Source organism: Actinobacillus pleuropneumoniae, assembly GCF_003290385.1.
GTDB classification, from domain to species: Bacteria; Pseudomonadota; Gammaproteobacteria; order Enterobacterales; family Pasteurellaceae; genus Actinobacillus; species Actinobacillus lignieresii.
The window spans coordinates 1,535,379-1,558,154 of the sequence record NZ_CP030753.1; the positions used below are offsets into that span (position 1 = coordinate 1,535,379).

Genomic DNA, 22,776 nt, shown 5'->3' on the forward strand with positions numbered 1-22,776 from the left:
TTTCATTCATAATCTACAAACTATAACAATTTTGCCGCTTCTTGGTCTAAGTACCACTCGGTTACACCGTTTTTCGCTTTGATACGAGCCGCCGGATACGGCAGTTTTTCCGCTTCGGTTTCGTTAATTTCTTTTAAAACTTCCGCTTTTGCCGCACCTGTTACCAAGTAAGTGATACGTTTCGCCTGTTCAAGCAATTTAGCGGTTTTTGAGATACGAATTTGACCGCTTTCAGGATGTTTGGCAATAACCGCCACATTCTGGTCATTAAAATCGGTTTGATGAGGGAAAAGCGAAGCGGTATGACCGTCATTGCCCATACCGAGAATGATCCAATCAAAGGCTAAATCAGGTATGCAAGCGGTCAATTCTTGTGAAAATCTTGCAAGCTCTTGTTCTACCGGCTCTTCACCGCGAATACGGTGAATATTTTGTTGAGGAATTTGAATATGCTCGAAGAGTAACTTTTGCACTTCGCCGTAATTACTTTCCGGATCAGTCGGCAGTACCATACGATCATCCCCCCACCAAAAGTGCAGATTTTGCCATTGAATTTCGCTATTGAACGGTGCTTGCGCTAACGTTTTAAACAGTAATTTAGGGGTTGAACCGCCGGATAAGGAAATATGTACCGGACGGTTTAATTGACTGTATAACACAAATTCTTGTGCGATTTTTTCCACCGCTTGTTGAGCGGATTGGAAGGTAATGTAATTCATTAACATTTCCTTTTAATTCATACTCAAATCTCCCCCCAAGCTCTCTTTTCTAAAGAGGGGGAAGGAGGGAGATTTATTTGCTAAATTTATACTTTTTTCTTCATCACGCCTGACGGTTTACGCCAGACTTTACCGTGTTTGGCGATAAGTTTATCCGCTTCGGTCGGACCCCAAGTGCCGGCTTCGTATTCATAAACTCTGCCTCTTTCCGCTTTATAATCTAAAATCGGCTGAACGAATTTCCAACAAGCGTGTACCGCATCGGTACGCGCGAATAAAGTCGCATCGCCTTTCAACGCATCTAATAATAAACGCTCATAAGCGGTTAATAGGCTGGAAGCCGAACTTAAATCGGAATAACGGAAGTCCATGGAAACTTCTTTCGCCTCAAAGCCTGCACCCGGTTTTTTCAAGCCGAAACGCATTGAAATCCCCTCGTCCGGCTGCACTCGGATAATTAATTTATTTTCCGGCGCATTTTGGCTGAAGACCGGATGCGGCGTGGTTTTAAAATGAATCACAACTTCGGTTACACGGGTCGGTAAACGTTTACCGGTACGCACATAAAACGGCACGCCCGCCCAACGCCAGTTATCAATCTCACACTTAATCGCCATATAGGTTTCGGTATTCGAATCCGCCGGTACGCCTTTTTCTTCTAAGTAACCGGCAGCCGCTTGATCATCCACTTCGCCTTTGGTGTATTGCCCGAGTACCACATTATTTTTTACGTCTTCGGTAGTAAGTGGATGTAAACAATGCAGCACTTTAGCCACTTCGTCACGCATTGAATCGGCATTAATAATTGCCGGTGGTTCCATCGCCACCATCGCCAACACTTGTAATAAATGGTTCTGGAACATATCACGCATTGCACCCGAACCGTCATAATAACCGCCGCGCTCCTCTACGCCGATCGCTTCCGCACCAGTAATTTCTACGTAATTAATGAAATTACGGTTCCATAAAGGTTCGAATAAACCGTTTGAGAAACGTAATACTAATAAATTTTGTACCGTTTCTTTCCCTAAATAGTGATCGATACGGTAGATTTGATGTTCTTCAAAGTAATGATGAATTTTCTCGTCTAATTCTTTAGCGGTTTTAATATCGTAACCGAACGGTTTTTCGACGATGATACGTTTCCAGCCGTATTCTTCGGTGGTTAAACCGTGTGCGGCTAAACATTCCGGAATTACGCCGTATAAACTCGGCGGCGTAGAAAGGTAATAAAGCGTATTACCGCAACTGCCGTATTTGTCGTGCAATTCGTCTAAGCGAGGTAATAATTTAGCATAGTCCAAGGCATCGGACGTATTTACCGCTTGATAATACAAATGGGTACAGAAGTCTTCTAACTCCTGTCCTTGTGCTTTCTCAAATTTAACTAACGCATCACGCATTTTGGTACGGAAAGAATCGTCCGTTAATTCGGAACGCGCTACGCCCAATACCGAGAAATGCTGCCCTAAGCGACCAACTCTAAACAAGTTATAAAGTGCCGGAATTAACTTACGAAAAGTTAAATCGCCCGATGCACCAAAAATAACAATACAACTATTTTCAATATTCATTTTTTTCTTTTTATCCTAAGTGTATGAATTATTTAACCAATATGTAACATTTTAAAAAGGATTACAAATAACTATTGTGCATTAAATCTAAAAATTTGTTCCCAAGCCAAATGCTTATCCGCCACCATCACGAAATAGGGGTTGATAAAAGTTGAACGCCGATTATAAGTAAGCGGCTCAAACTTCAAATTAAAAATTTTGCCGCCTACTTCCGAAAGTAATACTTCGGCAACCGCCGTATCCCATTCTCCGGTATCGCCGAAACGTACGTAACAATCCGCTTTACCTTCGGCAAGTAAACCCGCTTTTAAACTGCTTGAACCGTATTGGAAGATTTCCGCTTGATAAGATTTATCTACCGAATTTAATACCGCCTGCTGCGCAGATGCACCCATCGTAATCTTCAAGCGATTATCCTGAAGTAAGCCCTGATGTCCGACAAGCGGTCGAATTTCGCCGTTTTCTTGCAAAAATGCGCCGTTTCCCGCCATAGCAAAATAAGTCTTCGCTAAAATCGGAGAATGGATCACACCTAACACTGGGCGATGATCTTGCACTAAACCGATTACCACAGAAAATTGATCGGTACGATCAATAAATTGTTGCGTCCCGTCTAACGGATCAATGATCCAATATTCTTGCCAAGTTTGTCGATCCGCTAATGCGATATTGCAATTTTCTTCGGATAAAATCGGCACGTCCGGCGTTAATTGACGAAGTTTTTCCGTTACGAATTGGCTGATAAACAGATCCGCCTCCGTAACCGGCGTATGATCCGCTTTGATTTTGACCTGTACCGAACACTGATAAAAACGTTTAAGGTGTTCTCCCGCTTCTATCGCAATCCGTTTAACCGCTTCCAACAGCGTTGAATTTAATGGTTGCATACTAAAATTCCCTTATTTCCGACCGCTTGCCAGATAATCTCTTAGCATAAACAGGGCGGATAAATTTCTTGATTCCGCAAAATTCGGATCAGCCAGTAATTCGTCTATATCGGCTAACGGTATGCGTACGATTTCTAACGGCTCTGGCTCATCACCCGCTAATTTGGACGGATAAAGATCTTGAGCAATAAATAAGTGCATTAAACCGAACATATGGCTCGGGCCGCTATAAAGCGAACGTAAAAATTCGATCCGTTTTGCGCCGAAGCCGATTTCTTCTTGTAATTCTCGATTGACACTGACTATCGGCTCTTCGCCCGAATCAACGATCCCTTTCGGAAAACCTAACTCATAACGTTCGGAACCTACCGCATATTCTTTGACAAAAATAAGATGCTGATCTTGAATCGGTATGACCATCACGGAAGAACGACGTTGCGGCGTTAAACGCTCAAATCGACGTTCTTCACCGTTTGAAAAACGCAAATCGACCGCTTGTACTTCAAAGATACGTGTTTTAGCGATCGTTTCTACTGAAAGAATTTCCGGGAGCTGACGTGCTGTGGTCATAAGATATTCTCATTACTACTATTTAATTTTCTAAAGATACCATATTTTATGATAAAATTTATTTAAATTTATGCAGTAAATTCCGTATAAATAAAATCATTTACGTTCAAATTGATCTAAGTATCTTAATTAGGTGTTTTTCATGAAAAATACAGCGGAACGAGATAATGAAGTTCGCCTTGATAAATGGCTGTGGGCGGCTCGTTTTTACAAAACGCGTTCGATCGCCAAAGCAATGATTGAAGGCGGTAAAGTGCATTATAACGGGCAAAGAGCGAAAACCAGCAAAACGGTCGAAATCGGCGCAACTATCAAGCTACGCCAAGGTAACGATGAAAAAGAGATCATCGTCACGGCACTCAGCGACCAACGTCGAGGCGCACCGGAAGCGCAATTGCTTTACCAAGAAACCGAAAAAAGCATTAAACAACGTGAAGCGATTGCCTTTGCTCGTAAAGCGAATGCGCTTTCGATGCCGCATCCGGATCGCCGCCCGAATAAAAAGGAACGCCGTGATTTGGTAAAATTTAGAGATCAAATATTGTAATTTATCAATTCGCCCCTATATTGAACTCGATTTGACGGCACACAGTTTACGGTGTGCCTTCTTTTATTTTAACAAGCGGTCAAATTTGTACATTTTTTTGCAAATCACACCGCTTTCATTAGGAAAAACCATGAGTTATACAAAAGACAACGACAAGCTTTATCGCTATTTATTTCAAAACCGTGCCGTGCGCGGCGAATGGGTTCGTTTAAACGATACCTTTACCGAAACGCTGAATACCCACCAATATCCGAAAGCGGTACAAAATTTATTAGGCGAAATGTTGGTCGCAACCAGCCTACTTACTGCGATTATGAAATTTGAAGGAACGATTACCGTCCAAATTCAAGGTGACGGCCCACTCAAATTAGCGGTGGTAAACGGTAATGAAAAACAACAGTTACGTGCATTAGCGCGTACTCAAGCGGAAATTGCCGATAATGCGAGCTTAAGCGAAATGATCGGCAACGGCGTATTGGTCATTTCGATTATGCCGAATGACGGCGAACGTTACCAAGGGGTGATCGCGTTAGATAAACCGACTATTCGTGAATGTTTGGAAGATTATTTTATTCGTTCCGAACAGCTTCAAACGCATTTAGTGATTCGTACCGGCGAATATGAAGGTAAAGCGGTTGCCGGCGGTTTATTATTACAAATTATGCCGGACGGTACGGGTATGCCGGAAGATTTCGAGCATTTAATGACGCTTGCCGAAACGGTGAAAGACGAAGAATTATTCGGCTTAGAAGCGGAAGAACTTTTATTCCGTCTATATCACGAAGAACAGGTTGAAGTCTATCCGCCGCAAGAGACCGAATTCTATTGCGGCTGTTCCCGCGAACGTTCGGGTAATGCGATTTTATTGTTACCGATGGAAGAAATCGATGAAATGCTTGCTGAGAAAAACGGTGTCATCGATATGCAATGCGAATGCTGCGGCACGCAATATTTCTTTGATAAAAACGCCATTATGGAATTTAAACAAGAAGCGGATAAACTCAATCAATTAGGTTTATAACGCAAAAAATAAGCGGTTCGATTTTGTATAAATTTTACTAAATCGAACCGCTTACTTTATTGAGTCATTAAATCAGAATATTTGCTAATGCAATACCCACACAACATGCGGTAATTACCCCGACTAAACCCGGTGCCATAAAGCTGTGGTTGAAGTAGTATTTACCGATTTTGGTTGTACCTGTCACGTCAAAGTTTACCGTTGCGATATCTGACGGATAGTTAGGAATAAAGAAGTACGCATAGGTTGCAGGCATTAAACCGACTAATAACGGTGCCGGTAAACCGATGGCAATACCGACTGGTAATAACATTTTCGCCGTTACCGCTTGGCTGTTTACCACTACGGATACTGCAAATAATGCGAAGGCGAACGTCCAAGGCTGCGCTTTAATCATTTCGGTTACACCCGCTTTAAATGAAGGCATCGCATAACTGAAATAAGTATCGCTCATCCACGCAATACCGAAGATTGCGATAGTCGCCACCATACCGGATTTAAATACTACGCCGTTCGGTACTTTTTTCACATCGGTTTTGGTTAATACTAAGATTAAACCGCCGAAAGTCAGCATCACGATTTGAATGATTTTATCCATACCGGCCGTTTTGCCCGTATCCGCCATCACCGGTTTAATTGCCGGCACCATTGCGATAATAACGATCGTTGCGATTGCCGCTAAGAATAGATAAACGGAATTTTTCGCACTTGCCGGTAATTGCTCGTCTAATGAAGTAGAACTGGTTTCTTCAATTTGTTTACGCAATACGGGGTCTTGCATACGACGTTGATATTCCGGATCATCCTCAAGCTCTTTACCGCGACGTAAACTATATAAACACATTGCAAGTACACCAACAAATGTTGCAGACATGGTTACCGCTACGATATTTAAAAGTGTAACGCCTTCAAAGCCCGGTAATTTGGTAATTTCGGTTAAGTAATACGCCACTGCAGCTGAAAGCGGGCTACCGGTAATCCCTAATTGCGAAGCAACCGATGCCGCCGCCATCGGGCGTTCAGGACGAATTTTATTTTTTAACGCAATGTCACCGATAATCGGCATAATTGAATATACCGAGTGGCCGGTACCTAACATTAAAGTCATTACATAAGTTACGATAGGACCAAGTAGCGTGATGCGTTTCGGATTACTACGTAAGATACGTTCCGCGATTTGTAACATAAATTTCAAACCGCCCGCCGCTTCAAGTACGGACGCACAAGTCACCACGGCTAAAATGACCAACATTACGTCAATCGGTGCTTTTGAAAGCGGCATACCGAGGAAAAATACTTCCACAAATAAACCGATACCGGAAACAACCCCTAAACCGATACCGCCGTAACGGCTACCCGCATAGAGGAATGCTAATAAAAGCAAAAATTCTGCATAAAGCATATAAACTCCAAAAAATTAAAAATAACTAATCACTGTGCGCAAGTGTACTTGAGCGAGTGCCGTGATTCTTTGCATTTGATCAAAAACAAATTAACACTTTAGTAGTATTTTTTCAAAAATTAAAATATTCCGTTATACCTATCAAAATATCGCTATAAATTGAGCAATGCTTACTTGACGAGTTCGAAAATGTTATTATTTAAACGATATATTTTTGCTCGGAGGAACTATGCTCGAAATTTATCTGCTTGCCATCCCGTTTTGTTTTCTGATCGTCTTCTTTTCACAATTCTTTCGTCTTGGTTTGCTTAAAGCCGTATTGTTCAGCTTATTGATTGCCGTCACTTGGCCTGTTTCATTCGTCGTTCTTGGGTTTAACCGACTTTTTCGTTCTCGTTAAAGACCGCAATCAATACGTTTAGTCCGTCATCACTATACTCCTATAAATTTTTATTCAATTATCAACAAAAATCCTTGCATTTAATGAATAAAAATGCAAAATAAAAGAATTATTATTCATACATAAATTTAGATTGAATTAACGACTTGATAGCAAACGTTTGCTTTGTTAGAATTATGCGCCTACTTCTACGAGAAAGGTTAATGGCGACTCTCAAGTACCAACCTCATAAATTTTTAGGAGTAAAAATGTTAAACCCTACCCTTTTTATGCCCGTAAAAGGCATAACGGATAAAATAGCGAATCCTTTCGTCGTATTTGTCCATTTCATTTCAAAGCATTCTCGTCTTGCAATTCCACATTTTATATATCCACGATCTCGAATAAGTTGTTTCACTTATACAAGCGGTCAAATTTTTAAATCTTTTTACTTATAAAACAGGAGCAATATCATGGCATTTAACCTTAAAAATAGACATTTACTCAGCCTTGTAAACCACACTGAACGTGAAATCAAATTCTTATTAGACTTATCCCGCGATCTAAAACGAGCGAAATATGCAGGAACCGAACAACAACGATTAAAAGGTAAAAACATTGCGTTAATTTTTGAGAAAACTTCAACCCGTACCCGTTGCGCTTTTGAAGTGGCGGCCTACGATCAAGGCGCACACGTAACTTATATTGACCCGACTTCATCGCAAATCGGTCATAAAGAATCGATGAAAGACACCGCTCGCGTGTTGGGCAGAATGTACGATGCGATTGAATACCGCGGCTTTAAACAATCGGTGGTAAACGAATTGGCGGAATATGCGGGCGTGCCGGTATTCAACGGTTTAACCGATGAATTCCACCCGACCCAAATGTTAGCCGACGTTCTCACTATGATCGAAAATTGTGAAAAACCGTTAAGCCAAATCAGCTATGTTTATATCGGTGACGCACGTAACAACGTAGGTAACTCATTACTGTTAATCGGTGCGAAATTAGGAATGGACGTTCGTATTTGTGCGCCGAAAGCACTATTACCGGAAGACAGCCTTGTTGAAATGTGCCAAAAATTCGCAGCGGAAAGCGGTGCAAGAATTACCGTAACCGACGATATCGATACCGCAGTAAAAGGGGTGGATTTCGTACATACCGACGTTTGGGTATCTATGGGCGAGCCGCTTGAAACTTGGGGCGAACGTATCGATATGCTAATGCCGTATCAAGTTACGCCGGAACTCATGAAACGTACCGGTAATCCGAAAGTGAAATTTATGCACTGCTTACCGGCATTCCATAACAGCGAAACCAAAATCGGCAAACAAGTTGCGGAAAAATATCCGGCTTTAGCAAACGGTATCGAAGTAACCGAAGACGTATTCGAATCGCCGGCAAACGTCGCTTTCGAACAAGCGGAAAACCGTATGCACACTATCAAAGCGGTCATGGTTGCAAGCTTAGCGTAAGAAGTAGAAAAAGGAACAAACATGAAAATCGTAGTAGCTTTAGGCGGTAACGCTTTATTAAAACGCGGTGAGCCGATGACCGCCCAAAACCAGTCGGCAAATATCAAAATCGCCGCAGAACAGTTAGCAAAAATCAAACCAAATAATGAATTAGTCATTTCACACGGTAACGGTCCTCAAGTCGGATTAAGCGCATTACAACACGCCGCTTACCACGCGATTGATAACAAAATCGAGCCTTATCCGCTTGACGTGTTAGTTTCGCAAACCGTCGGTATGATTGGTTATATGTTACAACAAGAACTGACCAATCTCGCACCGGAACATCCGACGCAAACCTTAGTCACTCAAGTGATTGTTGATGCGAAAGATCCGGCTTTTGCCAAACCGAGCAAACCGATCGGACAGGTTTACTCAAAAGAAGAAGCGGAAAAACTCGCCGCTGAAAAAGGTTGGACGGTAATGGCGGACGGTCAATATTACCGCCGAGCGGTGCCAAGCCCGAAACCGCAATCGGTTACCGGTATTGAAGCGGTCAAAGCGTTATTGGCACAAGATCAAATCGTGATTTGCGGCGGCGGCGGCGGCGTGCCGAGTATTCGTGACGAACAAGGTAAATTACAAGGTGTGGAAGCAGTTGTGGATAAAGATCTTGCCACTGCGGTGATTTCACAACAACTTGATGCGGATTTATTTATTATCGCAACCGATGTCAAAGCGGCGTGCGTAAACTTCAACAAACCGGATCAATTACAAATTGCCAAAGCAAACCCGGCGGAGTTGGAAAAACTGGCGGACGAATTTGCACCGGGTTCAATGGGACCAAAAGTACAAGCTGTGATTAACTTTGTTAAAGCAACCGGTAAAGATGCTGCAATCGGCTCACTTTCCGATATTCAAGATATTGTAGCCGGTAAAGCGGGAACCCGTGTCACCAACAGCATTTCCGGTATTGAGTTTTATAAGTAAGCAAAAACAAGCGGTTAGATTTTGCTAAAAATCTGTAATATCAAGTAAGGGCGTACCGAGTACGCCCTTTTTTAATACAATTGATTGGTTACGGTAATATTTATACTATCGTTTTCTGTGAAGTTCCGTGTATTCCGCGGTTAAACTCCCATTTGCAAAAAATCGAACAAATTTAACCGCTTGTAGCATAAACGAAAGCCCATAAACCTTACGCTTTAGGGGCTTTCTCTATTGTTTTATCGCTAAATTATTTTTTAGCTTGTGCTTTTTTCACCCATACCGCTGAGATTGAGAACGCAACGATAAATGAAATTGCCATACCTACAGAGTACATTGCAAGGCTGTCCGGTTTGATTGACGGCACACCTAAGAAACCCGCCGCACCTAATGCAATCGCTTTCACGTTAAAGAATGCGATAAACGCAGACGCTAAACCTGAACCAACCATTGCCGCAACGAATGCTTGACGGTAACGTAAGTTCACACCGAACATTGCCGGTTCCGTAATACCTAATAATGCAGAGATACCGGACGGCACGGCTAAACCGCGTACTTTCGCATCTTTCATTGCGAACGCTACCCCTAAACACGCCGCACCTTGTGCGATGTTAGACATTGCTGCAATTGGGAAGATAAATGTACCGCCGGTATTCGCCATTTCCGCTAATAATTGCGTTTCTACCGCAATAAAGGTTTGGTGCATACCGGTGATGACGATTGGTGCATAGAATGTACCGAAGATTGCGCCGCCGATAAAACCTAAGCTGTCATATAACCAAGTTAAACCTGCTGAAATAGCGGAACCCGCTTCACGGCCGAACGGACCGATTACCGTGAAAGCTAACACACCTGCGATAAATAAAGACATCATCGGTGTCACAAGGTTATCTAAATAAGAAGGTACAAATTTACGGAAACCTTTTTCAAGGGTTGCTAACACCCACGCAGAAACGATGGTTGGGATTACCGTACCTTGATAACCGACTTTTTCAATTTCAAAACCAAGTACGTTCCAGTATTTGATGTTACCTTCCATTAAGGTTTTAGCATAATTCCAGCCGTCTGCTAATGCAGGGTGAACTAATAACATACCGAGTGCCGCACCTAAGAACGGGTTACCACCGAATTTACGCGTTGCGGAGAAACCGAGTAACACCGGTAAGAAGACAAACGGTGCGTTTGCAATCGTATTGATAAAATCAATCAGATCCGCAAATTGCGGATATTTACTTGCAACCGACTCGCCTTCCCAGAAGAAACCGACCGAAGTCAGCATTGAGTGGATACCCATCAGCAAACCGCCTGCCACGATTGCAGGAATGATCGGTACAAAAATATCCGCTAACCCTTTTACTAAGCGTTGTAACAACGGTTGATTAGCCGCACCTGCCGCCGCCACTTCAGACGTACTCATATCGCCGATGCCCATTTGTTTTTGCATCTCAGCGTGTACTTTGTTTACTGTGCCTGAACCAAAAATAATTTGGTATTGACCGCTGGTTGAGAATTGACCTTTAACGCCTTCGATATTCTCAATCGCTTGTTTATCTACTTTTGACTCGTCTGCAAGGGTTAAACGTAAGCGTGTTGCACAGTGTGCAAGCGTTGTGATGTTGCTTTTACCACCGAGTTTCTCGATCGTTTGCTCCGCAATTTTCGGAAAGTTCATAGTTTGCCACCTATTTTTTTATATCAAAAATTTAATGATTATATTTTAACTAAAACGTTTTAGCTAAAACAGAAAATTCTGCTAAAACGTTTTAGTTTTGTCGATTAGATCACAATTTTAGCAAGTCTAGTTATGATTAAGTACAAAATTCAACCAAAAATCATTTACTAAACGCAAAATACAGCTTAACTAGACAATTAATTTATCCGTTAAAATTTTTCCGTTTTCGATCATTAAAATACGATCAAATAACGATTTACTTTCTTCAAATTGGTGAGTAACCATCAATAAGGTTAAATTTTGTTGTCGGCAAATTTCCGCCACTAATGCTTGAAGTTCGTTTCTACGTTTAGGATCAAGTGCTGAAAACGGCTCATCGAGCAGTAAAATCGGCTGTTTACGTAATAAAGTTCTCGCCAAGGCTACTCGTTGCTTTTGCCCGCCGGAAAGTTGATCCGCTCGTCTATTCAGTAAATCGGCGATTCCCATTTGCTCGGCGATCTGTTGTACTTGAGCTTTCTGATCGCTATTGAGTTTTAAACTAGGAATCAGAGCTAACCCGATATTTTGTTCAACCGTAAGGTGTGGAAAAACATTATTATCTTGAAATAACATCGAAACGGGACGTTCAGCCACTTGTGTTGCGGTATGATTGAAATTATTCAGCCAAATTTGACCGCTTGTCGGCTGCTCAAAACCGGCAATCAAATTTAATAAGGTGCTTTTGCCTGCGCCGCTTTCCCCAACAATCGCAACACGTTGTCCCTTTGGTACTTCCAGCACAAAATGCATTGGGATTTGTTCATAATCAAAACGGACATTCAAGCGAATCATTTGATTTTCTCTTTCTGTGCTATAAATAAAAACGGCAATAATGTGAATAGCATCAATACTAAAGCAGTCACCGCCGCATCTTCGGTTCGATAACTGCCAAGTTGTTGATATAACAAATAAGGTAACGAGCTAAAATCCGGGCTTCCGAAAAAAGCAATAACCGCAAAACTCCCTAAGCTGGAAGACATTGCCAGAGCAAACGCACCGATAAGCGGTCTAATTAAATAATTTTTTTCCACAATCCACCAACGGCGAAACCCGCTTAGCCCTAAACTGCGCGCTAATTTATCTTGTGCGGTAAGTGAATGCCACATTGCGGCAAAAATAAGACGATAAATATAAGGTAATAAAATTAAGCCGTTACAAATACCGACTAGCCATAATAAGTGGGATGTACTTAATTCAATCTCCATTAGCAATAGAAATAAACCGACCGCTAAAAGAAATACCGGTAAAATCAAAGGGTAAGTCGCAACACCACTCAAAATACTATATTGCAATTTTTTATGTTTAAATGCCAGCTGTCTGGTTTCCAACGCTAATAAATAAGCAAGACATAATACCGAACCGGATGCGATTAAACTCAGCAATAACGAAAACCAAGCGGCTTCCCATAACGCCGAATTTAACAATCGCTCACTTAAATTGGAAACGGAAATACCGGACCATACAACGCTGGTAAGCGGTAAAATAATCAATAAACTTTGCAGCAGCAGTACGATTTGCAACCCTTTCTTTTGCCATCCCATCGGCTTAGGTTTCCAAATCATATCCACCACCGGCGTATATTGTTTGGCGTTGTTAAAGGCATACTTAGTGGTAAAGTCCATTAGCAGTTGCAACAAGATACCTACCGCTAATTGAACCATAATCAATATAACCGCTTTTGCAAAATCAAACTCAAAAGTCACCGCTTGATAGATAGCGACTTCCAATGTGCTGTATTTCGGACTGCCGCCTAACATTAGTACGATAGGGAAACTGGTAAAACAAATTAAAAAGACGTTTGCAAAAGCATAGGGTAAAATCCCGCTTAACATCGGTAATTCGACGATCTTAAAATAAGACCAGCCTTTCAGATTCATTTGTGCGGCTAAACGATGTTGGCTGCTTGGAATAAGAGTTAAACTCTCCACACAATATTTTGTCACTAACGGCACATTAAAAAAAACATGGGCGAGCAAAATGCCTTGTAAACCATATAGTTGAAATTGCCACTCAATACCCAACCATTGTAGAAATGCCGCTATCCATCCCGAATTTCCCCAAAATCCGATTAATGCGAAAATAACCACAAGCGAAGGTAACGCCCAAACAAAGGAAAGAATTTTATACAGATAAGATTTTCCGATAAAGTCCAAATAAAAAAACGCTCTGGCTAATAAAACACCTAACATACAGGTAAGAACCGCCGATAATCCGGCCTGTAAAAAACTATATTTTAAAATCGGTAATACATCGGAAACACTCCACATACTGTCGTCTTGTCGATGTGCCATTAATGCAAACAGACTCATGGCATAAATCGCCACAATAATGCCATATACCGACCAAGCGGAGTATCTTGCGAGGAAACGAGAGAAATTTTCTTTGATCGTAAAAGAATGAATAAATTTTAACATATGCTCAACTATTTTTTACGCAATCGTTTAATTAGCGCTTATTTCCCGAAATTGACGTGAGGCAAAATTCACTCCTTTTGATTAATTAATACGCGTATATTTAATATTTATCAAAAGATTTTCAGGTTTTAAGCGTGTTTTTAGATCTTTTTTGTAGTAAAGTTAGCACAAATAGTAATGGGTTTTAATTACTTAAACCGATTTTTTTCACTTTAAAAATTTAAGAGGAATCTTATATGTACTCAAAAGACGTTGTTATTACTGCACCTAACGGTTTACATACTCGCCCTGCAGCAGAGTTCGTTAAAGCGGCTAAAGGTTTTGCATCGGATATTACGGTAACTTCCGGCGGTAAAAGCTCAAGTGCGAAAAGTCTGTTTAAACTCCAAACATTAGGTTTAACGCAAGGTACGACAATCACTATTTCCGCTGAAGGTGAAGACGAGCAAAAAGCGGTTGATTTCTTAGTAGATTTAATTCCTACTTTAGAATAATTTCTTTCCGTTTCTTATTATGTTGTAAAGCAGCCCTATTGCCATTCCTATTAAAAAATAGGGATGGAATAGGGTTGTATTGTGCTATATGAGCATTTAATCACTTTTAGACAAGGACATATTATGATTACAGGTATTGCAGCTTCTCCGGGTGTTGTGTTTGGTAAAGCGCTCGTATTAAAAGAAGAACCTATTGTACTTAATACCCAAAAAATCACAGCGGATCAAATTGAAGCTGAAAAAGCCAAATTCTTTGCCGGCCGTGAAAAAGCGGCGGCACAATTGACTGCAATTAAAGAGAAAGCAAGAGGTACTCTCGGTGAAGAAAAAGAAGCTATCTTTGAAGGTCATTTAATGATCTTGGAAGATGAAGAGCTGGAAGAAGAAATTCTGGGCTATATTGCGGATAATCTTGTAACGGCGGATGTTGCGGCAAGTAAAGTTATTGATATGCAGGCATCTATGTTGGCAGAAATTGATGACGAATACCTAAAAGAACGTGCCGGCGATATTCGTGATATCGGTAACCGTTTACTACGCAATATTTTAAATATGCACATCATCGATTTAGGTGATATTCAAGAGGAAGTTATTTTAGTTGCTTACGACTTAACGCCTTCCGAAACCGCACAATTAAACTTAGATAAAGTATTAGGTTTCATTACCGATATCGGCGGTCGTACTTCGCATACTTCAATTATGGCTCGTTCATTAGAACTTCCTGCAATTGTCGGTACAAACGATATTACCGCTCGTGTTAAAACCGGCGATACATTAATTTTGGATGCGGTAAATAACCAAATTCATATTAATCCTTCCGATGAGGCACTTGCCGAATTTAAAGCGATTCAAGAACGCGTTGCAGCGGAAAAAGCCGAACTTGCGAAATTAAAAGATTTACCGGCGGAAACTTTAGACGGTCATCGTATTGAAGTGGCGGGTAACATCGGCACCATTCGTGATGTGGACGGCGTCTTACGTAACGGCGGCGAATCGGTCGGTTTATACCGTACCGAATTCTTATTTATGGATCGTAGCGAATTACCGAGCGAAGAAGAGCAATTCCAAGCGTATAAAGAAATTGTTGAAGCGATGGACGGTAAACAAGTTGTATTACGTACCATGGATATCGGCGGCGACAAAGAATTACCGTACTTAAACCTACCGAAAGAAATGAATCCGTTCTTAGGTTGGCGTGCGGTGCGTATCGGTTTAACACGTCGTGAAATCTTAGATACGCAATTACGTGCGGTATTACGTGCTTCGGCATTCGGTAAATTAGCGGTAATGTTCCCAATGATTATCTCGGTTGAAGAGATTCGTGAATTAAAAGCAATCGTTGCGGAATTAAAAGAACAGCTCCGTGCGGAAGGCAAAGCATTTGATGAGAACCTACAATTAGGTATCATGGTTGAAACGCCGTCTGCAGCGGTAAATGCTCGCCACCTAGCGAAAGAAGCGGACTTTTTCAGTATCGGTACGAACGACTTAACCCAATATACCCTAGCGGTTGATCGCGGTAACGAAATTATTGCGCATTTATATAATCCGTTAAGTCCATCGGTATTGAACTTAATCAAACAAGTGATTGACGCTTCACATGCCGAAGGTAAATGGACCGGTATGTGCGGTGAGTTGGCCGGTGACGTTCGTGCAACCGCATTATTACTCGGTATGGGCTTAGACGAGTTCAGTATGAGTGCGATTTCCGTCCCTCACGTGAAAAAACTTGCTCGCTCGATTAATTATGCCGATGCAAAAGCATTAGCGGATGAAGCGTTAGCGCAACCGACGGCTACGGATATTGAAAAGCTGGTCAATGATTTTTACGCTAAACTGAACTAATTTTCAATAAATGGCATACAAAGACAAGATTCTCGTATAGAATGTACGGGTATTTTGTCTATTATTAAAATAACGGAGATTTCTATGGGCTTTTTCGACAAATTATTCGGCTCAAAACAAGCAGCCGCAAAAGAGGTTAAAGTATATTCTCCTCTTTCAGGTGAAATCGTAAACATCGAAGACGTACCGGACGTGGTATTCTCAGAAAAAATCGTAGGTGACGGCGTTGCTATTCGCCCGAATTCAGATACCATCGTTGCACCGGTAAACGGCACAATCGGTAAAATCTTTGAAACCAATCACGCATTTTCAATCGAATCGGAAGAAGGTGTTGAATTATTCGTTCACTTCGGGATTGATACGGTTGAATTAAAAGGTGAAGGCTTCACACGTGTGGCGCAAGAAGGTCAATCGGTAAAAGTCGGCGATCCGATTATTAAATTTGACTTGGAATTACTTGAAGGCAAAGCTAAATCGGTACTGACACCGGTCGTAATTTCCAATATGGATGAAATCAGCAATTTAGATAAAAAAGTCGGTCAAGTTGTTGCCGGTGAAAGTGTTGTATTAACCTTAACCAAATAATTTCATTCAACAAAGAAAAGCATATGCCACGGTACTATATCGTGGCATTTTTGTTTGCTAATTTTATTTAGTTATAGCGAAAAAATAAGCAAACGGGTACAATAAACCGAATTTGTGCGTAAAGGGATTCCTCTTTACGCTTTTATTTTTAACTTATTGATATATTTATTATTTTCTAAAAATTATGGCGAAATTGCATATTACGACTTGGGGCTGCCAAATGAATGAGTACGACTCATCCAAAATGGCGGATCTTTTAAATTCCACACACGGTCTAGAACTGACCGATAAACCGGAAGAAGCGGACGTTTTATTACTTAATACCTGCTCAATCCGCGAAAAAGCGCAAGAAAAAGTCTTCTCGCAGCTTGGTCGTTGGAAAAATTGGAAAAAAGATAAACCGGATCTGATTATCGGTGTCGGCGGTTGCGTAGCGTCGCAAGAAGGCGAACATATTCGTGATCGTGCGCCGTTTGTTGATATCGTATTCGGTCCGCAAACATTGCACCGTTTACCGGAAATGATCAACAAAATCCGTGGCGGTGACCGTGCGATCGTCGATATTTCTTTCCCGGAAATTGAAAAATTCGACCGCTTGCCGGAACCGCGTGCCGAAGGCCCGACCGCTTTCGTTTCCATTATGGAAGGTTGTAATAAATACTGCTCGTTCTGCGTAGTGCCTTACACTCGTGGTGAAGAAGTTTCTCGTCCGGTGGATGACGTATTATTTGAAATCGCACAATTAGCGGAACAAGGCGTACGTGAAGTGAACTTACTCGGTCAAAACGTGAATGCTTATCGCGGTGAAACTTTTGACGGTGGAATTTGCACATTTGCAGAGTTACTGCGTTTAGTGGCGGCGATTGACGGTATCGACCGTGTACGTTACACCACCAGCCACCCGATTGAATTTACCGACGACATTATTGAAGTTTATCGTGACACGCCCGAATTAGTGAGCTTCTTACACTTACCGATTCAAAGCGGTGCGGATCGCGTATTAACTATGATGAAACGTAACCATACGGCATTAGAGTATAAAGCGATTATTCGTAAGTTACGTGAAGTTCGTCCGAATATTCAAATCAGCTCAGACTTTATCGTCGGCTTCCCGGGTGAAACGGCGGAAGACTTCGAACAAACCATGAAAGTGATCGAGCAAGTAAACTTCGATATGAGCTTCAGCTTTATCTACTCCGCTCGTCCGGGTACACCGGCGGCGGATTTACCGGATGATATTTCGGAAGAAGAGAAAAAAGCGCGTTTAGCTCGTTTACAACAACGTATTAACCACCAAGCAATGCAATTCAGCCGCGCAATGTTAGGTACGGAACAACGTGTATTGGTGGAAGGCCCGTCTAAAAAAGACATTATGGAATTAACCGGTCGTACCGAAAACAACCGTATCGTGAATTTCCAAGGCACACCGGATATGATTGGTAAATTTGTCGATATTAAAATCACCGATGTTTATACCAACTCATTACGCGGCGATGTGGTTCGTACCGAAGACGAAATGGGTTTACGTGTGGTCGAATCGGCGGCAAGCGTGATTGCTCGTACTCGTAAAGAAGACGATCTCGGCGTCGGCAAATATGTTGTAAATCTATAATAGTAAATTAAGCAGATCTTATTAAACTAAGATCTGCTTATTTTTTATTCTGGCTTTACCTCTTTCAATATAATTCAATCCTTTCGTATTTTATTCTCATATAGCTTCCCAACCTTCCTTTTCGAATAAGAATATTTATATACTTTGCAAATATTTTATAAAATTCAACCGCTTTGATCTATAATAAGATTAACTGTATAAACGAACATTAATTAAATACGAGGCGGTAATGGATTTTTCTTTATTATTAGACGGGTTAAATGATAAACAGCGAGAGGCTGTCGTTGCGCCGTTGGGCAATTATTTAGTGTTGGCGGGAGCCGGCTCTGGTAAAACACGAGTGCTTACCCATCGTATTGCGTGGTTAATCGGCGTAGAAAATGTACCGGAATCAAATATTCTGGCAGTAACCTTTACCAATAAAGCAGCGGCGGAAATGCGCCACCGTATCGAACATACCCTTTCTTCCAGCAGTCATCACCGCCTGTTCGGTATGTGGGTCGGAACGTTCCACAGCATTGCCAACCGTTTGTTACGCTCGCATTATCTTGATGCTAATCTACCGCAAGATTTCCAAATTATGGATAGCGAAGATCAGCAGCGTTTACTTAAACGTTTGTTAAAGCTGCACAATATTGATGAAAAGCATTTCCCGCCGAAACACGTGGCGTGGTATATCAGTGCGCAAAAAGATAAAGGTAAACGTCCGAAAGATATTGATCATCATAACGATCCGAACGAGAAGAAATTAGTTCAAATCTACCAAATCTATCAAGATGCCTGCGATCGTGCCGGTTTGTTAGATTTTGCCGAATTATTGATTCGAGCTTATGAACTTTTCCGAGACAAACCGCCGATTTTGCAACGCTACCAACAACGTTTTCAGCAGATTTTGATCGATGAGTTTCAAGACACCAACAATATTCAATATGACTTAATCCGTCTGCTTGCCGGTAAAACCGGTAACGTGATGATTGTCGGCGATGACGACCAATCGATTTACGGCTGGCGTGGTGCGCAGGTTGAAAATATTCAGCGTTTCTTAAATGACTACCAAAAAGCGGAAACCATTCGTCTTGAGCAAAATTACCGCTCGACCGGACATATTTTGGCGACCGCCAATGAGTTAATTTCCAATAACGAAGACCGCTTGGGTAAGAATTTATGGACCGATCAAGGCGATGGCGATCCGGTTGAAATTTATTGTGCCTTTAACGAATTGGACGAAGCCCGCTTTGTTGCCTCACAAATCAAACAATGGAAAGAAGACGAAGGCAGTCTGAACGAATGTGCGGTGCTATATCGTAGTAACAGCCAATCTCGTGTGATTGAAGAAGCATTGATTCAAGCGAATATTCCTTACCGTATTTACGGCGGTATGCGCTTCTTCGAACGCCAAGAAATCAAAGATGCGCTGGCGTATTTACGTTTGATCGCTAATCGCCAAGACGATGCGGCATTTGAACGAGTGATTAACACACCGCCAAGAGGAATTGGCGAACGCACCTTAGATACGATTCGTCAAATTACTCGTGATCGCCAAATAACCTTGTGGCAAGCGATTCAAGTGGCTGTGCAAGAAGAACAGCTTTCCGGCAGAGCCGCTTCCGCCTTACTACGTTTTGTCGAATTGATTAATGCGCTCGAGCAAGAAACCGAGCAAATGCCACTGTTTGAACAAACCGATTTTGTGATTAAAAAATCCGGTTTGTACGAAATGTATAAACAAGAAAAAGGGGAAAAAGGCGAAGTTCGTATCGAGAACTTAGAAGAGCTGGTTACCGCCACTAAACAATTCAGCAAGCCTGACGAAGCGGAAGAAATGTCGGATCTCACCGCATTTTTAACTCACGCTTCATTAGAAGCCGGCGAAACGCAAGCCTCTCCGCATCAAGATTATGTCGAATTAATGACGTTACATTCGGCAAAAGGCTTAGAATTCCCCCGTGTATTTATAGTGGGTGTGGAAGAAGGCATTTTCCCAAGCGGAATGAGCTTTGACGAAGGCAGACTGCAAGAAGAGCGCCGTTTGGCTTATGTCGGTATTACCCGTGCGAAGAAAAAATTGACGATCAGTTATGCCGAACTCAGACGTTTATACGGCAAAGAAGAGCGTCATATCGCTTCTCGTTTTATTGCCGAATTGCCCGAGCAGCATATTCGCGAAGTACGTTTGAGAGGCTCTATCAATCGTGCGGCAAGTTTTGCCCCAAGCACGCCTTTTGCAAAAAATTCGGCAAAAACGACCGCTTCTTGTTTAGAAGACAATAGCTGGAAAATGGGGCAAAAGGTGCAACACGCTAAATTCGGACAAGGCACGATTGTTAATGTGGAAGGCAGCGGCGAAGCGACCCGTTTGCAAATCGCCTTTGCAGGTAACGGTATTAAGTGGTTGATTGCTAAGATGGCAAATTTAGAGAAAATTTAAACCGCTTGATATAGGGTGAATATCGGCATATATGATTTATTCATATATGCTTTTTTTCTATTTAATAAAAATATCTCCGCTATCTCTTATATACCTAATTTAGGCTATTTTATGGGTATTGTGATCCTGATCAACTTAGCCGAATTGAAAGTATAGTCTAATCTCTATAATGATCATCATACTTTGTAGTTAGGGAGATAAATATGTGTTCGACTTGCGGATGCGGTAGTGCTCAAGTAAGAATCGGAGAATTGCCGCACACTCATTCTAATGATGGAGAAATTCCCTCAAAACCTCAACATTCCAACCCTTTCGTTATCAACGGCATTGCCGAAATACAAAAACCGGATACGGCAAACGTTCAAACTCGCTTACTTAAAATCGAACAGGACGTATTAGGCGAAAACAATCAATATGCACGTTTAAATCGTGATTTCTTTAAACAGAACAATATCTTGGCGTTAAATTTAGTTTCCAGCCCCGGTTCCGGTAAAACGACATTACTCGCTTCTACACTCACTTCTTTGAAAGAACGTAAGCAATGTTATGTGATTGAAGGCGATCAGCAAACCGAAAACGATGCGAATCGAATCAGAGCGACGGGAGTGCCGGCATTACAAATTAATACCGGCAAAGGCTGTCACTTGGATGCCAAAATGGTGTTAGAAGCGTTAGCAAAACTGCAACCGAATCCGAACAGTACCGTATTTATCGAAAATGTCGGCAACTTGGTATGTCCTGCCGAATTTGATTTAGGCGAGTTTGCGAAAGTAGCGATTCTCTCGGTAACGGAAGGCGAAGATAAGCCGCTGAAATATCCGCATATGTTTATGGCGGCTAAATTAATGATTATTAATAAAATAGATCTCCTGCCTTATCTCAATTTCGATTTGGAAAAATGTATTGCCTATGCAAAACAAGTGAATCCGAATATTCAAATCTTTTGTCTTTCCGCCACTTCCGGTGAAGGTATGGAAACGTGGTTGGACTGGTTGGAAAGTCAGACGGCTTAAGGAATTATAGAATGCAATTTGTCGATGAATTTAGAGATCCCGTTCTGGCTCGTAAATTAATTACGCATTTACAGCAATTAATGCAAAAGTTGCCGCAATTCAGTAAAAAACGACCGCTTTATTTGATGGAAGTATGCGGCGGTCATACCCATACGATTTTTAAATTCGGTTTAGATCGTATTTTGCCGGAAAGTATCGAATTTATTCACGGTCCCGGTTGTCCGGTATGCGTATTACCGATGGGGCGAATTGACGTATGTATTGAAATTGCTCGCCGCCCCGATGTTATTTTTTGTACTTTCGGCGATGCAATGAGAGTAAAAGGCAGACTAGGTTCTTTATTGGATGCCAAAGGACAGGGTGCAGATATTCGTATCGTCTATTCGCCCTTGGATGCACTCAATATTGCCCAACAAAATCCGGATAAAAAAGTGGTTTTCTTTTCTCTCGGATTTGAAACGACAATGCCGAGTACGGCGATCACATTACAACAAGCCAAAAAGCAACAGGTAAATAACTTCTTTATTGTTTGCCAAAACATTACGATTATTCCTACATTACGAGAATTATTACGACAAGAGCAAGTATTAATTGACGGCTTTATCGCACCGGGTCACGTCAGTATGATTATCGGCACCGCTCCCTATCAACCGCTTGCCGAGCAATATCATAAACCGTTTGTGGTTACCGGCTTTGAGCCTTTAGATTTATTACAAGCGATTGTGATGCTAGTCGAACAATTCGTCGAGAATCGTTGTGAAGTTGAAAATCAATACAAGCGGATTGTTCAATCCAACGGTAATCTAATCGCACAGCAGGCAATGCAAGAAGTCTTTCAATTGAAAAAAAGTAGCGAATGGCGAGGATTAGGCGAAATTGCAGAATCAGGGGTTGAGCTTACCGAGCAGTATGCGCAATTCGATGCCGAAAAACATTTTAATACGCATGTACATGCCGTGGCGGATGATCCGTTAGCTCGTTGCGGAGATGTGCTTACCGGGAAATGTAAACCGAGCGATTGCCCTTTATTCGGTCAAAAATGTAACCCGAATAGTGCCTATGGTGCATTAATGGTTTCTTCTGAGGGGGCTTGTTCGGCTTACTATCAATATCGGAGAGAAATGTAAT

Annotated in this window: 19 protein-coding genes; 11 read left to right on the top strand and 8 right to left on the bottom strand. The window is 41.7% G+C overall.

Annotated elements, in window-relative coordinates:
• Nucleotides 1-20: 20 nt before the first annotated feature.
• The 4 genes from pgl to nudE all read right to left on the bottom strand — a co-directional run bounded on the left by pgl (nt 21) and on the right by nudE (nt 3,750).
• Complete coding sequence (gene pgl, locus DRF63_RS07135; protein ID WP_043991869.1) at nt 21-719, bottom strand: 6-phosphogluconolactonase; 699 nt, start codon at nt 717-719, stop codon at nt 21-23.
• Between the two features lie 86 nt (nt 720-805).
• Nucleotides 806-2,293, bottom strand: coding sequence for a glucose-6-phosphate dehydrogenase (gene zwf, locus DRF63_RS07140; protein WP_005598388.1), 1,488 nt, complete (start codon nt 2,291-2,293; stop codon nt 806-808).
• A gap of 71 nt (nt 2,294-2,364) precedes the next feature.
• Complete coding sequence (gene cysQ, locus DRF63_RS07145) at nt 2,365-3,180, bottom strand: 3'(2'),5'-bisphosphate nucleotidase CysQ (RefSeq protein WP_005598390.1); 816 nt, start codon at nt 3,178-3,180, stop codon at nt 2,365-2,367.
• 12 nt (nt 3,181-3,192) lie between these two features.
• Nucleotides 3,193-3,750 (bottom strand): ADP compounds hydrolase NudE, encoded by a 558-nt coding sequence (gene nudE, locus DRF63_RS07150; RefSeq protein WP_005598392.1) that lies wholly within the window; start codon nt 3,748-3,750, stop codon nt 3,193-3,195.
• 142 nt (nt 3,751-3,892) lie between these two features.
• Here nudE and hslR point away from each other — a divergent pair, with 142 nt between their 5' ends.
• On the top strand, nt 3,893-4,297 hold the full coding sequence (gene hslR, locus DRF63_RS07155; protein ID WP_005598394.1) for a ribosome-associated heat shock protein Hsp15: 405 nt from the start codon (nt 3,893-3,895) through the stop codon (nt 4,295-4,297).
• Nucleotides 4,298-4,427: 130 nt separating this feature from the next.
• On the top strand, nt 4,428-5,318 hold the full coding sequence (hslO, locus tag DRF63_RS07160) for an Hsp33 family molecular chaperone HslO (protein ID WP_012478523.1): 891 nt from the start codon (nt 4,428-4,430) through the stop codon (nt 5,316-5,318).
• Nucleotides 5,319-5,385: 67 nt separating this feature from the next.
• On the opposite strand, the gene DRF63_RS07165 is transcribed toward hslO, so the two are convergent.
• Nucleotides 5,386-6,720, bottom strand: a complete 1,335-nt coding sequence (locus tag DRF63_RS07165; protein WP_005598398.1) for an anaerobic C4-dicarboxylate transporter — start codon at nt 6,718-6,720, stop codon at nt 5,386-5,388.
• 852 nt (nt 6,721-7,572) lie between these two features.
• Here DRF63_RS07165 and DRF63_RS07170 point away from each other — a divergent pair.
• Together DRF63_RS07170 and arcC are read left to right on the top strand one after the other, a co-directional pair.
• A complete protein-coding gene (locus DRF63_RS07170; RefSeq protein WP_005598400.1) occupies nt 7,573-8,577 on the top strand; it encodes an ornithine carbamoyltransferase in 1,005 nt (334 codons plus the stop codon).
• 21 nt (nt 8,578-8,598) lie between these two features.
• Nucleotides 8,599-9,546, top strand: coding sequence for a carbamate kinase (gene arcC, locus DRF63_RS07175; RefSeq protein ID WP_005598402.1), 948 nt, complete (start codon nt 8,599-8,601; stop codon nt 9,544-9,546).
• A gap of 247 nt (nt 9,547-9,793) precedes the next feature.
• On the opposite strand, the gene DRF63_RS07180 is transcribed toward arcC, so the two are convergent.
• The 3 genes from DRF63_RS07180 to thiP form a co-directional block, all read right to left on the bottom strand.
• Nucleotides 9,794-11,215 carry a sucrose-specific PTS transporter subunit IIBC gene (locus tag DRF63_RS07180; RefSeq protein WP_005598403.1) on the bottom strand — a complete coding sequence of 474 codons (1,422 nt, stop codon included), beginning with the start codon at nt 11,213-11,215 and terminating at the stop codon, nt 9,794-9,796.
• Between the two features lie 189 nt (nt 11,216-11,404).
• A complete protein-coding gene (gene thiQ / locus DRF63_RS07185; RefSeq protein ID WP_005598404.1) occupies nt 11,405-12,049 on the bottom strand; it encodes a thiamine ABC transporter ATP-binding protein in 645 nt (214 codons plus the stop codon).
• Nucleotides 12,046-13,671, bottom strand: a complete 1,626-nt coding sequence (gene thiP, locus DRF63_RS07190; protein ID WP_005598405.1) for a thiamine/thiamine pyrophosphate ABC transporter permease ThiP — start codon at nt 13,669-13,671, stop codon at nt 12,046-12,048. Before thiP ends, thiQ begins: the two co-directional genes overlap by 4 nt.
• 236 nt (nt 13,672-13,907) lie before the next feature.
• Between thiP and ptsH the strand changes: the two genes are divergently transcribed.
• The 7 genes from ptsH to hypD all read left to right on the top strand — a co-directional run bounded on the left by ptsH (nt 13,908) and on the right by hypD (nt 22,775).
• Nucleotides 13,908-14,165 (top strand): phosphocarrier protein Hpr, encoded by a 258-nt coding sequence (gene ptsH / locus DRF63_RS07195; RefSeq protein ID WP_005598406.1) that lies wholly within the window; start codon nt 13,908-13,910, stop codon nt 14,163-14,165.
• Nucleotides 14,166-14,288: 123 nt separating this feature from the next.
• Nucleotides 14,289-16,010, top strand: coding sequence for a phosphoenolpyruvate-protein phosphotransferase PtsI (gene ptsI, locus DRF63_RS07200; RefSeq protein ID WP_005598407.1), 1,722 nt, complete (start codon nt 14,289-14,291; stop codon nt 16,008-16,010).
• Between the two features lie 84 nt (nt 16,011-16,094).
• Nucleotides 16,095-16,595: a PTS glucose transporter subunit IIA gene (gene crr, locus DRF63_RS07205; protein WP_005598408.1), complete on the top strand. Its 501-nt coding sequence runs from the start codon at nt 16,095-16,097 to the stop codon at nt 16,593-16,595.
• Nucleotides 16,596-16,779: 184 nt separating this feature from the next.
• Nucleotides 16,780-18,207: a tRNA (N6-isopentenyl adenosine(37)-C2)-methylthiotransferase MiaB gene (gene miaB, locus DRF63_RS07210; protein WP_005598409.1), complete on the top strand. Its 1,428-nt coding sequence runs from the start codon at nt 16,780-16,782 to the stop codon at nt 18,205-18,207.
• A gap of 229 nt (nt 18,208-18,436) precedes the next feature.
• The gene (gene uvrD / locus DRF63_RS07215; protein ID WP_005598412.1) at nt 18,437-20,635 is read left to right on the top strand and encodes a DNA helicase II; all 2,199 of its coding nucleotides are present in this window, start codon (nt 18,437-18,439) and stop codon (nt 20,633-20,635) included.
• 203 nt (nt 20,636-20,838) lie between these two features.
• Nucleotides 20,839-21,648, top strand: coding sequence for a hydrogenase nickel incorporation protein HypB (gene hypB / locus DRF63_RS07220; protein ID WP_005598416.1), 810 nt, complete (start codon nt 20,839-20,841; stop codon nt 21,646-21,648).
• 11 nt (nt 21,649-21,659) lie between these two features.
• A complete protein-coding gene (gene hypD / locus DRF63_RS07225) occupies nt 21,660-22,775 on the top strand; it encodes a hydrogenase formation protein HypD (protein WP_005598419.1) in 1,116 nt (371 codons plus the stop codon).
• Nucleotide 22,776 lies beyond the last annotated feature (1 nt).

Excerpts from the sequence above, each read along its gene's own strand:
- pgl (WP_043991869.1), bottom strand. The coding sequence starts at position 719 with ATGAATTACATTACCTTCCAATCCGCTCAACAAGCGGTGGAAAAAATC.
- zwf (WP_005598388.1), bottom strand. The coding sequence starts at position 2,293 with ATGAATATTGAAAATAGTTGTATTGTTATTTTTGGTGCATCGGGCGAT.
- cysQ (WP_005598390.1), bottom strand. The coding sequence starts at position 3,180 with ATGCAACCATTAAATTCAACGCTGTTGGAAGCGGTTAAACGGATTGCG.
- nudE (WP_005598392.1), bottom strand. The coding sequence starts at position 3,750 with ATGACCACAGCACGTCAGCTCCCGGAAATTCTTTCAGTAGAAACGATC.
- hslR (WP_005598394.1), top strand. The coding sequence starts at position 3,893 with ATGAAAAATACAGCGGAACGAGATAATGAAGTTCGCCTTGATAAATGG.
- hslO (WP_012478523.1), top strand. The coding sequence starts at position 4,428 with ATGAGTTATACAAAAGACAACGACAAGCTTTATCGCTATTTATTTCAA.
- DRF63_RS07165 (WP_005598398.1), bottom strand. The coding sequence starts at position 6,720 with ATGCTTTATGCAGAATTTTTGCTTTTATTAGCATTCCTCTATGCGGGT.
- DRF63_RS07170 (WP_005598400.1), top strand. The coding sequence starts at position 7,573 with ATGGCATTTAACCTTAAAAATAGACATTTACTCAGCCTTGTAAACCAC.
- arcC (WP_005598402.1), top strand. The coding sequence starts at position 8,599 with ATGAAAATCGTAGTAGCTTTAGGCGGTAACGCTTTATTAAAACGCGGT.
- DRF63_RS07180 (WP_005598403.1), bottom strand. The coding sequence starts at position 11,215 with ATGAACTTTCCGAAAATTGCGGAGCAAACGATCGAGAAACTCGGTGGT.
- thiQ (WP_005598404.1), bottom strand. The coding sequence starts at position 12,049 with ATGATTCGCTTGAATGTCCGTTTTGATTATGAACAAATCCCAATGCAT.
- thiP (WP_005598405.1), bottom strand. The coding sequence starts at position 13,671 with ATGTTAAAATTTATTCATTCTTTTACGATCAAAGAAAATTTCTCTCGT.
- ptsH (WP_005598406.1), top strand. The coding sequence starts at position 13,908 with ATGTACTCAAAAGACGTTGTTATTACTGCACCTAACGGTTTACATACT.
- ptsI (WP_005598407.1), top strand. The coding sequence starts at position 14,289 with ATGATTACAGGTATTGCAGCTTCTCCGGGTGTTGTGTTTGGTAAAGCG.
- crr (WP_005598408.1), top strand. The coding sequence starts at position 16,095 with ATGGGCTTTTTCGACAAATTATTCGGCTCAAAACAAGCAGCCGCAAAA.
- miaB (WP_005598409.1), top strand. The coding sequence starts at position 16,780 with ATGGCGAAATTGCATATTACGACTTGGGGCTGCCAAATGAATGAGTAC.
- uvrD (WP_005598412.1), top strand. The coding sequence starts at position 18,437 with ATGGATTTTTCTTTATTATTAGACGGGTTAAATGATAAACAGCGAGAG.
- hypB (WP_005598416.1), top strand. The coding sequence starts at position 20,839 with ATGTGTTCGACTTGCGGATGCGGTAGTGCTCAAGTAAGAATCGGAGAA.
- hypD (WP_005598419.1), top strand. The coding sequence starts at position 21,660 with ATGCAATTTGTCGATGAATTTAGAGATCCCGTTCTGGCTCGTAAATTA.